This is a genomic window from Flavobacterium sp. LM5 (genome assembly GCF_002017945.1).
Lineage (GTDB): Bacteria > Bacteroidota > Bacteroidia > Flavobacteriales > Flavobacteriaceae > Flavobacterium > Flavobacterium succinicans.
In genome coordinates this window covers 282,839-294,657 of record NZ_MUFX01000003.1, presented here as the reverse complement: position 1 = coordinate 294,657, position 11,819 = coordinate 282,839, and the positions used below count along the sequence as shown (strand labels likewise).

Below are 11,819 nucleotides of genomic sequence, written 5' to 3'. Positions count from 1 at the left end.
ACTAAGGTGATAAGGGATCCTTTGCCTCAAACCAATCAATGCATTCTAGGGATTAGTTTCCCAATTCAATTTTTACAAATACCCTAAAATAGCAAAGGGATTTGCTGTTTTTTAAAACCAAAACTTATGTACGTAGTAAAAAGAGATGGCCACAAAGAGCCTGTAATGTTCGACAAAATCACAGATAGAATTAAAAAACTATGCTATGGTTTGAATGATTTAGTAGATGCTGTAAAAGTTGCCATGAGAGTTATAGAAGGCTTGTATGACGGTGTATCTACTTCTGAATTAGATAACTTAGCAGCCGAAACAGCTGCATCTATGACTATTGCGCATCCTGATTATGCTCAATTAGCCGCTCGTATTGCTATTTCTAATTTACATAAAAACACTAACAAATCGTTCTCAGAGACCATGAACGAAATGTATCATTACGTAAACCCTAGAAATGGTCAAAAGGCACCCTTGCTTTCGGATGAAGTACATAAAGTAATCATGGAAAATGCTGAATTCTTGAATTCTCATATCATTTATAACCGTGATTTTAATTATGATTATTTTGGTTTTAAAACTTTAGAGCGTTCTTATTTGCTGAAAATCAATGGAAAAATAGTTGAACGTCCACAACATATGTTGATGCGTGTTTCTGTTGGTATTCATTTAAACGATTTAGAATCGGTTATTGAAACCTACGACTTAATGTCTAAAAAATTCTTTACGCACGCAACGCCAACTTTATTTAATGCCGGAACACCAAAGCCTCAAATGTCTTCTTGTTTCCTTTTAGCAATGCAAGACGACAGTATTGATGGAATTTATGATACGTTGAAACAGACGGCTAAAATTTCACAATCTGCTGGAGGAATTGGACTTTCTATTCATAATGTGAGAGCTACAGGTTCTTATATTCGCGGTACGAATGGTACTTCAAACGGGATTGTTCCTATGTTGCGTGTATTCAACGATACCGCTCGTTATGTTGACCAAGGAGGAGGAAAACGTAAAGGGAGTTTTGCAATTTATATCGAAACTTGGCATGCTGACATCTTTGAATTTTTGGATTTAAAGAAAAACACAGGAAAAGAAGAAATGCGTGCCAGAGATTTATTCTTTGCTATGTGGACTTCAGATTTATTCATGAAACGTGTACAAGAAGATGCACACTGGACGTTAATGTGTCCAAATGAATGCCCTGGATTGTATGATGTATATGGTGACGAATTCGAAGCTATGTATGTCGATTATGAAAACAGAGGAAAAGGAAGAAAAACCATCAAAGCTAGAGAACTGTGGGAAAAAATCCTTGAATCTCAAATCGAGACTGGTACGCCTTATATGTTATATAAAGACGCCGCTAACCGTAAATCGAATCAAAAAAATCTTGGTACGATTCGTTCCTCTAACTTGTGTACCGAAATTATGGAGTACACCTCAAAAGATGAAATTGCGGTATGTAACCTAGCGTCTATTTCGTTACCAATGTTTGTTGAAAACGGAAAATTCAATCATGAATTAATGTTTAAAGTAACCAAACGTGTAACCCGAAATTTAAATAAAGTAATTGATAGGAATTACTATCCCGTAAAAGAAGCAGAAAATTCCAACATGCGTCACCGTCCAGTGGGATTGGGAGTACAAGGTTTAGCCGATGCTTTTATTATGTTACGCATGCCTTTTACAAGCGACGAAGCAAAGAAATTGAATCAAGAAATTTTTGAAACACTATACTTTGCAGCGGTTACTGCTTCTATGGAAATGGCTAAAGAAGAAGGTCCTTATTCTACCTTTGAAGGTTCACCAATTTCTCAAGGAGAGTTCCAACACAACCTTTGGGGGTTAAAAGACGAAGAATTATCCGGAAGATGGGATTGGGCGTCTTTAAGAAAAGAAGTTATGCAATATGGCGTTAGAAATTCACTATTGGTGGCACCTATGCCAACAGCATCTACTTCTCAAATTCTAGGAAACAACGAAGCGTTTGAACCTTACACTTCTAATATTTACACTAGACGTGTACTTTCTGGTGAGTTTATTGTAGTAAACAAACATTTATTGCATGACTTAGTAGAGCGTGGTTTATGGAACGAAACGTTGAAACAAGAAATCATGAGAAATAATGGTTCAGTACAAAATATTGAAGCGGTTCCTCAAGATTTAAAAGATTTGTACAAAACAGTTTGGGAAATGTCCATGAAAGACATTATCGATATGTCACGTCAAAGAGGTTATTTTATTGACCAATCACAGTCACTGAACTTGTTCATGCAAGATGCTAATTACTCAAAATTAACTTCTATGCATTTCTATGCTTGGCAATCAGGATTAAAAACCGGAATGTACTATTTGAGAACCAAAGCAGCTGTAGATGCTATTAAGTTCACTTTGAATAATGACAAAAAAGAAGAGGCAATTCCAGAAAGTAAACCTAAAGCAAGACCCCTTGAAGCGGTTGAAATCGAAACAGTAGAAATGACTCCTGAAGAATACAGAGCCATGATTGAATTGGCCAAAAATGCAGGGCCAGACGATTGCGAAATGTGTGGGTCATAATTAAGTTAAAGAGGTTGTCGAAAATGGCAACCTCTTTTTTTTTATTTTACTTTTTCAAAAAATCTTAAAATAATACCAATCCCTACGAACATTAATTTATTTGCTTAAATTTGTTATCATAAAAAATAGCCAATCATGGAGATTAAGGATTTTTCAAAATATAGTAATGCTGAAAAAATTGTTTTCGCAGAACAATTATGGGATAGTATTGCTAAAAACGAATTAGAAATCTCTGATGAAATACAAAAAGAGTTGGATATTCGACTTCAAAGTTTGGAAGATGGCGAATCTGAATTGTATTCATGGGAGGCCGTAAAAGCGCATTTGAAAATGATTAGATAATGCTTGATATTCAATTTACAAAAGAAGCATTATTTGATATTGAGGCTGCTTTTCTTCACACCTCTCGCTCTCCAAAAAACTGGTCAAAAAGACTTGGTTTAAAGTAAAACCTTTTAACAATCCAATCCCTTTGAGTTTATTATATTTTACGGACCGAAGTAATGTCCTCCTTGAAGATGTTGTCTTTAATGAAGCCGTTTCTCATCAAATTAATCAATTTTTGAAGGAGTATCAATTTCGAAAAGTACTCGAACAGTATGATTTACCTGTAGCCAATAAAATGTTACTTTATGGCAAAACTGGTTGTGGAAAAACCATGACCGCCAAAGCTATTGCTAAAAAATTAGACAAAAAACTCATTATTGTCAACCTTTCTAGAATTGTTTCGTCTAAATTAGGGGAAACCTCCAAAAATATCGAAGGTTTATTTAAAGAAGTACAGTACGAAAGTGCGGTGTTGTTTTTTGACGAGTTTGATTCTTTAGGGCAAATAAGGGATTACGACAACAAAGACAATACAGAGATGAAACGAGTGGTCAATTCCATTATTCAATTGATTGATAGTTTTCCGAGTCGTTCTGTTTTAATTGCTGCTACGAATCAAATTCAAATGATAGACGAGGCCTTAGTGCGTCGCTTTGAATTACAACTTGAGTTTACAGCACCAAACTCAGCTGTTTTAGATAGGTATTATGATACGTTACTTCAAAAGTATCCGCTCCAATTTCAAAAAATGGAACGCTTGTACGACATTACTTTTGCTGAAGCAAAAAAACATTTACTACAATCTGTGAAAAACAATGTGATTCAAGACGCTATTGCGAATCATCCTCAGGATTTATCCGAATAGAAATATAAAACCAATCGTATTTGTATATTTGACAACTAATCATGCACAAAATAAAATGAACTGGGAACAATTATTATCATTAAAACGTCAAGGCGACACAGGAAAGCGTTTGCGAATCGAACAAGATGAAACTCGTTTGGGGTTTGAAGTAGATTATGACCGTATCATTTTTTCATCTGCTTTCAGAAGTTTGCAAGACAAAACTCAGGTGATTCCATTATCTAAAACCGATTTTGTGCATACTCGTTTAACACATAGCCTCGAGGTTTCTGTGGTAGGACGTTCTTTGGGAAGATTGGTTGGAAAAAAAATAATTGAAAAATATCCTTATTTGCAAGACATTCATGGGTATCAAATGAATGATTTTGGAGCCATTGTTGCTGCGGCATCTCTCGCTCACGACATTGGTAATCCACCGTTTGGGCATTCTGGTGAAAAAGCAATTGGAGAGTATTTCTCAATTGGCAAAGGACAACAATATAAAAATCAATTGATTCCCAAGCAGTGGCAAGATTTGGTCGATTTTGAAGGAAATGCTAATGGATTTTCGGTATTGAATAGTTCTCGTCCAGGAGTCGAAGGAGGGATTCGACTTTCGTTTGCCACTTTAGGCGCTTTTATGAAATATCCCAAAGAGAGTTTGCCAAAAAAGCCTACCATAAATATTGCTGACAAAAAATATGGTTTCTTTCAAACGGATAAAGATTTTTTTCAAGAAGCAGCTCTAGAAATGGGAATGATTCCCAACAAAAACAATCCAGATATTGGCTTCGAAAGACATCCATTGGCGTATTTGGTAGAAGCTGCCGATGATATTTGCTACACCATTATCGATTTTGAAGACGGCATCAATTTAGGATTGATTTCAGAGGATTTTGCATTAGAATATTTAATCAAATTGGTAAAAGACAGTATTGACACTTCTAAATACAAAACCTTAGCAACAAAAGAGGATAGAATTAGTTACCTACGCGCTTTGGCAATAGGAAGCTTAATAAATGATGCCGTAAAAGTCTTTATCGAAAACGAAACCAGTATTTTGGAAGGAAATTTTCCTTTTGCTTTAATGGATAAAAGCAAATACAAAGCACAAATGGATGATATCATCAAAATTAGTGTCAAGAATATTTATCAAAGTCGAGAAGTGATTGAAAAAGAGTTGGTGGGTTATCAAATCATTCAGACGCTATTGGATAAATTTATTGTTGCTTTCAATAATAAATTTGAAGGTAAGGCTTCCAATTACGACCAACTAATTTTGAAAATGCTTCCAGAAAAACACCATCTCGAGAAAGAAAATCTATACGAGCGCTTACTGCACATCTGTCATTATATTTCGATGTTGACAGATGGGAATGCTTTAAAAATTTATGAAACCTTGCAGGGAAGAAAGCGTGATTGATTTTTAAAAAGCATAAGCTAAACCAACTCCTAATACTTGTTTCATTTGCATTTTAGGACCTTCGGTGATTTCTACGCCATCCTTTTCGCTTTTTGCTTTGATGTCATCATCATAAATAATTTGCGTCCCTATATTGGCCTTAACGTATTTATTCACGACTAATTCCAGTTGAATATTCCAGTCGACATCAACATTTCCAAAATTATTTACGTAATCAGAATAGAGGATAAGACGGTTGTCTAGTATGATGTTTTTGAAAATTTCTTTCTTGATCTGGTATTGTAGTAAAAGACCTAACTCAGTTTTTGTTCTTTTTCCTTTTCTGATTAAAATATTGTTTTCGTCATAAACGGCACCATCAACACCAAAAGCACCTTGATCAGCCAATCTTTGGTCTAATACAAAGGTTTTTTTCATGGTAAAAGGTGAAATGTAGTAAGAATATTTTTTGTCCTTATTTATGTTTTCAGCACCAAGACCCATAAAAACATAGGCAGGAGCGAAAAATCGTGAAATAGCTACTTCTTTGTTTGGATACGAATAACCATCAGTAAATTGTGTATTAAAGTTGTATTTGGCCGAATAATACCAATTGGTCAAGGTGTCGCGTCTGTATCCAAAGGTAGAGTTGATGAGTATAGCATCATCCGTTTTTCTTAATTCGATGCCATCTTGCTTATTTAAACCATATCGAACAATGAGTTCGTTTTGCCATTTAAATTTTTCACGGGTATATACTCGGGTGAAATTCCCTTTTACCAACCCTGATATAGAACTTGTTCCCCCTGCGTTCCAGTTTAGAAATGATATTTGGGTGATGTCAAAACCTAATTTATTTGTTTTAATCCAATTTGAAATTCCCAATGTGTTTACGGATGTTTTTCTAATAGTAGGAGCTTTTAATGGTGGCAATGTTTTGGGAATTACAAAAGGCCTAAAGGTAGGTTTTGTTGTTGGAGTTAGAATGAACAAGGTATCCTTTTCTTCTTCTGATACCGGGATTTCTTGGCTATAATTTTGTAAAGAAAAACTTATTAAAAAAAGTAATAAAATATGATTCTGTATAAATTTCATTATAAACTATTTAGTAATTGCAAATTAACTGATTTTGTAGGATGAAAAAAAATCTATCAAGTTTTTAACGTCAATTTTGCACTTGTATTGTAATTCTTGTAAGGTGCCCTGTTCAATAAATTCATCTGGTATACCTAGTATTTTTATTGTATTTGAATAATTATTCTTGGCTGCAAATTCTGCGATAGCACTGCCAAATCCACCAGTTATTACACCATCCTCGATGGTAAAAATGGTTTCAAAATTTTTAAAAATAGCATGTAGAAGTTTTTCGTCTAAAGGTTTTACAAAACCAAAATCATAATGAGCAAACTCAGTTTTGTTTTCCAATTGGTCTAATGCTTTTATCACATTATTCCCGATGGTGCCAGTAGAAAGAATGGCAATTTTAGTGCCTTCTTTCAAACAATTGCCCTTTCCGAAAGGAGTTTTTTTGTAGGGAGATTTCCAATCAACAAATTCACCTCTACCTCTAGGATAGCGAATAGCTATGGGTTGGTCGATGCCTAATTGTACAGTATATAATATATTTTGTAACTCTATTTCGTTCAGCGGAGCATAGATTGCTAGATTTGGTATGCATCTCAAATAGGCTAAGTCAAATACACCATGATGGGTAGCTCCGTCTTCACCAACCAATCCTGCTCTATCCAAACAAAAAATAACGGGTAAATTTTGTAAAGCCACATCATGAATCACTTGATCGTAAGCTCTTTGCAAGAAAGTGGAATAGATATTACAATACACAATCATTCCTTGAGTTGCCATTCCAGCGGCTAAGGTTACCGCGTGCTGTTCAGCAATACCCACATCAAAAGCGCGTTCTGGGAGCTCATCCATCATAAATTTCAGTGAACTACCAGAAGGCATTGCGGGTGTTATTCCTATGATTTTTTCATTCTTTTTGGCTAAATCCAACAGTGTTAAACCAAAAACATCTTGGTATTTTGGAGGCAAGTTGGCTTCTGATTTCGGGAGTAAATCTCCAGTTGCAGCGTCAAATTTCCCAGGCGCATGGTATTGTACCTGATTTTCTTCGGCTTGTTGTAGTCCTTTACCTTTGGTAGTAATAACATGCAGAAATTTTGGTCCTTTTATTTTTTTTAAACGTGTTAGTTCTTTGACAACGGCGTGTATGTCGTGGCCATCTATAGGACCAGAATAATCAAAGTTTAGGGACTTAATCATATTGTTTTGCCGATGATTTTTTCCTTCTTTAACTGCGGTCAAATACTGTTTTAGAGCGCCTACGCTTGGGTCGATTCCGATAGCGTTGTCGTTCAAAATGACTAATAAATTAGCATCGGTTACTCCCGCATGATTGAGTCCTTCAAAAGCCATTCCTGAGGCAATTGAGGCATCGCCAATTACTGCAATATGTTGTTTTTCAAAATCTCCTTTTAAGTTAGAAGCAATCGCCATTCCCAATGCTGCAGAAATAGAGGTCGATGAGTGACCTACGCCAAAGGCATCATAAATACTCTCACTTCTTTTTGGAAATCCAGAAATACCATTCAATTGGCGGTTCGTATGAAAACGATTTTTTCTTTCGGTTAAAATTTTATGACCGTACGCTTGATGTCCTACATCCCAAATCAATAAATCATTGGGCGTATCAAACACATAATGCAAAGCAATGGTCAATTCAACCACACCGAGACTAGCGCCAAGATGCCCTTCTTTTACGGCCACAATTGCAATGATATAATCCCGTAATTCTTGTGCTAGCTGAGGTAATTGCGCTTCATTGAGTAAGCGTAAATCGATGGGGAAATTTATGTTTGAAAGTAAATTATCTGACATAAAGCAAAGGTACAATTTGAAATTGTATTTTTACATTCTATAAAAAAGTTGTTTTACAAAGAAATTAATTTGCGAATTTGCTGTCTAGACTATGATACAACCTTTCACCGACGAATATTTTATGAAAAAAGCTTTGCAAGAAGCTGAAATGGCTTTTGAAAAAGGCGAAATTCCTGTGGGAGCCGTTATTGTAGTGGCTGACAAAGTCATTGCCCGAACGCACAACTTGACTGAACTACTCAACGATGTAACGGCTCATGCAGAGATGCAAGCCATAACCGCTGCGGCCAATTTTTTGGGCGGAAAATATTTAAAAGATTGTACTTTGTATGTGACTTTAGAGCCTTGCCAAATGTGTTCTGGGGCTTTGTATTGGAGTCAAATCTCTAAAATTGTTTTTGGGGCTAGTGATACGCACCGTGGGTATGAAAAAATGGGCACTCAATTGCATCCCAAAACTACTGTGGTTCGTGGTGTTTTGGCAGATGAAGCGGCGGATTTAATGAAGCGGTTTTTTGCGGAGAAAAGAAAATAAATTTATAAATAAATCCTTCTTTTTCTTACTATATTTACTTAATTGCTATTTAAACAAAAAAGCAATAGGTAAATTTTAAATCTCAACTTTATGATGGACACTAAAATTAAAACAGCTATTGTTATTGGTATTTCTATTGTGATTACAGCCTTTATATTAGGAGAATCATTTAAAAATAGAAATGAAAATTTAGATTCAATTTCAGTAATTGGTCTTGGAGCTAAAGATTTTGTTTCAGACGAAATTTTATGGTCTGGAAGTTTTACAGCAAGTAGCTCAGATATTAAAACAGCCTATAATAAAATCATTTCGGATCAAAAAATAGTAGCTGATTTTTTTATAGCAAAAGGATTTAAATCGAAGGAGTTTTCGTTTGGAGCGGTAAATTTTCAAAAGAAGTTTAGAGAAGTGAAAATTCAAAATACAAATAGCGAATACATTAATACTGAACAAGTTTTTGATGGTTATGAAGCCACTCAAAGTATTACTTTTTTAGCTAAAAAGAATCCTGATTTAATGAAACGTATCGAAGATGTTTCTAGCAAAACTTCCGAATTGATTAATTCAGGGATAGAACTTACTTCAAATTCTATTCAATATACATATTCCAATTTGCCAAGTTTAAAACAGAGTTTAATTGAAAAAGCCACTAAGGATGCTAATGAACGGGCCATCAAAATTGTAAAAACAGCTGAAGGTAGTTTAGGCAAATTAAAGAGTGCAAGTATGGGGGTTTTTCAAATTACGGGTCAGGGCTCAACAGCCGAAGATAGTTATGGCGGCAACAATGATACTTTTAGTAAAAATAAAACTGCTCGAATTACAGTGAGGCTAGAATATGTTTTGAACTAATCACGGCCACGTTTTTAGATACAAAAAAACCGTCTCGTTAATGAAAAAGAGACGGTTTTGTTTGTTTTAGTCTGTAATAACATTTCCTTTTTTGTCGTAGAAATGATATTCTAAATACGTGTAAGCGTCACGTGGTATAATTTTCACCCATTTTTTGTGTTCAAAAAACCATTTTGAACGCAATGATGGAAAACCTTTGCTGAGGTAAGCAGCCACAAACGGATGTACATTAAGTACTACTTTTTTGTGGGTTTTTAGGAGTCGTTCTAAATCGGAAGTGATTTTGTCAATGATTAAAATTGGCGCTTCAATTTCGCCATGTTCATTATTGGGATCCTCTTCACGAGTTTTGATGTTGACTTCTGGTCTTACTCTTTGTCTAGTGATTTGAACGAGTCCAAATTTACTAGGAGGTAAGATCTTGTGTTTAGCTTTATCATCGCTCATCTCTTCTCTTAGGAAGTCGAATAAAACTTTGCGATTTTCGGGATTGGCCATATCGATAAAATCAACTACTATGATTCCGCCCATATCTCTCAAACGCAATTGTCTTGCGATTTCGGCGGCGGCGATCATATTAACCTCCATGGCTGTGTCTTCTTGGTTGGTGGCTTTGTTGGATCGGTTACCGCTGTTGACGTCTATTACGTGCAGTGCTTCGGTATGTTCAATGATCAAATAAGCTCCTTTACTCATGGAAACGGTTTTTCCGAAGGAAGTTTTGATTTGTCTCTCAATGTTGTATTTCTCGAAAATAGGTGTGTCTTTCGATTGATAAAATTTTACGATGGATTGTTTGGATGGTGCAATTTCTTGCAAGTAATCCTTTGTTTGTTGGTACAACTCTTCGTCATCTATTTGAATACCACTAAAGGTATCATTAAACACGTCGCGAAGTATAGAAGATGCTCTGTTGAGCTCGCCTAATACTTTTGACGGATGATGAGCAGTTGGTAATTTCTTACACATTGCAGTCCATCTGCTAAGCAGGTTCTGCAAATCTTTTTCTAATTCGGCTGTATTTTTGCCTTCGGCTACTGTGCGAACAATGACGCCAAAGCCTTTTGGTTTGATGGATTGTACTAGTTTTTTGAGGCGATCTTTTTCTTTTTTGTTTTCTATTTTTTGAGAAATAGACACACGATCCGAAAAAGGAACCAAAACGATAAATCTTCCTGCCAAGGATAGTTCTGCACTAATTCTTGGCCCTTTGGTTGATATCGGTTCTTTTACTACTTGTACTAAAACAGATTGATTGGCATTCAAAACATCAGTAATGGTGCCGTCTTTATCAATCTCTTTTTCAAACTGAAAGTTTTTTAGGGAGAAATCTTTTATTTTACCTGCGCTTACAAGTTTTATGAATTTCAGTTGGGAAGCAAGATTTGGACCTAGGTCGTGATAATGTAAAAAGGCATCTTTTTCGTAGCCAACATTTACAAAAGCAGCATTCAGTCCCGCAACAGGTTTTCTAATTTTGGCAATAAAAATATCGCCCACTTGAAAATTGCTGGTTTCTTGTTCTTTGTGTAATTCAATTAGTTTTCCATCTTTTAATAAGGCAAAATCTACGGCATCAGAACTAGAACGAATAATTAATTCTTTATTCACGCTGTACATTTTTATCCAGACTTTTTGGCTTTTGGCTTTTGGCTTTTTAGCTTTTAGCAAATATGAAATGCTAAGAGCTATAAGCTAATAGCTAATGGCTAATTGTAAGGATGGATTAAACAATATTTAACAGGTTTGACCCGGATGAAGTTTCAGTCGGCAGTATTCAGGGAGCAGTATGCAGTTTAAGCTGCCATCTGAAGTCTGAAATCTAATGTCTGAAATTCAAATTTCAATGAACTTTTAAAAAGAAAAAAGTAGTTTAAAACTACTTTTTCTTTTTATGACGGTTAGCTCTCGCTCTTTTTTTACGTTTGTGCGTTGCTACCTTATGTCTCTTTCTTTTTTTACCACTTGGCATATTCTGAAATTTTTATGATTAATTAATTGACTATTTTGCTTCGTTGTTTGTTTTTACACCTTCTACGAACACTTTTGCTGGTTTAAAAGCAGGAATGTTGTGCGCTGGAATTTTGATGGTGGTGTTTTTGGAAATATTTCTTCCTGTTTTCTCTGCTCTAGTTTTTACGATAAAGCTTCCAAAACCTCTTAGATACACATTGTCTCCAGTTTCTAATGAAGTTTTAACTTCATTCATAAACGTTTCAACTGTCGCTTGAACATCTCCTTTTTCAAGACCTAGTTTTTCTGAAATCTTCGCTACGATATCTGCTTTCGTCATTTTCTTTCCTTATTTAATATGTTGTACTGTTTTTTTTTGAGGATGCAAATATATGAATTTAAAAAACAATAAATCAACCTAATTCGTTAAAATTTAATTACATAAACTTTTACTTTTG

10 protein-coding genes are annotated in these 11,819 nt (G+C 35.1%); 6 read left to right on the top strand and 4 right to left on the bottom strand.

Translation table 11 applies throughout. From position 1 onward, the window contains the following. Positions 1-126: 126 nt before the first annotated feature. The 4 genes from BXU11_RS11970 to BXU11_RS11955 all read left to right on the top strand — a co-directional run bounded on the left by BXU11_RS11970 (position 127) and on the right by BXU11_RS11955 (position 5,144). Positions 127-2,550, top strand: coding sequence for a ribonucleoside-diphosphate reductase subunit alpha (locus tag BXU11_RS11970; protein WP_024981924.1), 2,424 nt, complete (start codon positions 127-129; stop codon positions 2,548-2,550). 135 nt (positions 2,551-2,685) lie between these two features. After that, positions 2,686-2,892 (top strand): addiction module protein, encoded by a 207-nt coding sequence (locus BXU11_RS11965; protein ID WP_078212696.1) that lies wholly within the window; start codon positions 2,686-2,688, stop codon positions 2,890-2,892. Positions 2,893-3,022: 130 nt separating this feature from the next. Continuing rightward, a complete protein-coding gene (locus BXU11_RS11960; RefSeq protein WP_078212695.1) occupies positions 3,023-3,742 on the top strand; it encodes an AAA family ATPase in 720 nt (239 codons plus the stop codon). Between the two features lie 55 nt (positions 3,743-3,797). Further along, positions 3,798-5,144 carry a deoxyguanosinetriphosphate triphosphohydrolase gene (locus tag BXU11_RS11955; protein WP_078212694.1) on the top strand — a complete coding sequence of 449 codons (1,347 nt, stop codon included), beginning with the start codon at positions 3,798-3,800 and terminating at the stop codon, positions 5,142-5,144. Between the two features lie 3 nt (positions 5,145-5,147). Here the strand turns inward: BXU11_RS11955 and BXU11_RS11950 are convergent, their stop codons facing one another. Together BXU11_RS11950 and BXU11_RS11945 are read right to left on the bottom strand one after the other, a co-directional pair. Beyond that, positions 5,148-6,218, bottom strand: a complete 1,071-nt coding sequence (locus tag BXU11_RS11950; RefSeq protein ID WP_024981927.1) for a DUF3078 domain-containing protein — start codon at positions 6,216-6,218, stop codon at positions 5,148-5,150. A gap of 24 nt (positions 6,219-6,242) precedes the next feature. Further along, complete coding sequence (locus tag BXU11_RS11945; protein WP_078212693.1) at positions 6,243-8,021, bottom strand: 1-deoxy-D-xylulose-5-phosphate synthase; 1,779 nt, start codon at positions 8,019-8,021, stop codon at positions 6,243-6,245. 91 nt (positions 8,022-8,112) lie between these two features. Here BXU11_RS11945 and BXU11_RS11940 point away from each other — a divergent pair, with 91 nt between their 5' ends. Both BXU11_RS11940 and BXU11_RS11935 read left to right on the top strand, forming a co-directional pair. Beyond that, complete coding sequence (locus tag BXU11_RS11940) at positions 8,113-8,556, top strand: nucleoside deaminase (RefSeq protein ID WP_078212692.1); 444 nt, start codon at positions 8,113-8,115, stop codon at positions 8,554-8,556. Between the two features lie 90 nt (positions 8,557-8,646). Next, on the top strand, positions 8,647-9,408 hold the full coding sequence (locus tag BXU11_RS11935; protein WP_078212691.1) for an SIMPL domain-containing protein: 762 nt from the start codon (positions 8,647-8,649) through the stop codon (positions 9,406-9,408). Positions 9,409-9,474: 66 nt separating this feature from the next. Here the strand turns inward: BXU11_RS11935 and BXU11_RS11930 are convergent, their stop codons facing one another. Both BXU11_RS11930 and BXU11_RS11925 read right to left on the bottom strand, forming a co-directional pair. Then, positions 9,475-11,019, bottom strand: a complete 1,545-nt coding sequence (locus BXU11_RS11930) for a ribonuclease E/G (protein ID WP_024981931.1) — start codon at positions 11,017-11,019, stop codon at positions 9,475-9,477. Between the two features lie 391 nt (positions 11,020-11,410). Next, positions 11,411-11,701, bottom strand: a complete 291-nt coding sequence (locus BXU11_RS11925; RefSeq protein ID WP_024981932.1) for an HU family DNA-binding protein — start codon at positions 11,699-11,701, stop codon at positions 11,411-11,413. Between the last annotated feature and the right edge of the window lie 118 nt (positions 11,702-11,819).